The sequence below is a fragment of the Psychromonas arctica genome (assembly GCF_038155225.1).
Taxonomy (GTDB): domain Bacteria; phylum Pseudomonadota; class Gammaproteobacteria; order Enterobacterales; family Psychromonadaceae; genus Psychromonas; species Psychromonas arctica_B.
In genome coordinates this window covers 1-263 of the sequence record NZ_JBAKBA010000137.1, presented here as the reverse complement: position 1 = coordinate 263, position 263 = coordinate 1, and the positions used below count along the sequence as shown (strand labels likewise).

The following is a 263-nucleotide window of genomic DNA, read 5'->3' as shown; positions in this document are numbered from 1 at the left end:
AAAGCAAAGTTATTGCCTATAATAATTTTTATGAATTTGGTGTAGGCATGGGCGTTCCAGCAGAATTTTCTCAACAATTCAAAGTAGTTCCTTGGTCTTTAACAATTGATGGTTTAGTTGATAAACAGATTACTTTGAATTACGAAGATTTGTTGAAAACATATGATATAGAAGAGCGTCTATACAGAATGCGTTGCGTTGAAGCTTGGACAATGAATATCCCATGGTTGGGATTCACACTAGCTTCTTTATTAAAAAAAGCA

Annotated in this window: 1 protein-coding gene; it reads left to right on the top strand. The window is 33.5% G+C overall.

Annotation, left to right across the window (positions count from 1 at the left end):
- Positions 1-263: molybdopterin-dependent oxidoreductase (locus tag V6255_RS18080; protein WP_341629383.1), on the top strand; the 263-nt coding region annotated here is incomplete at both ends.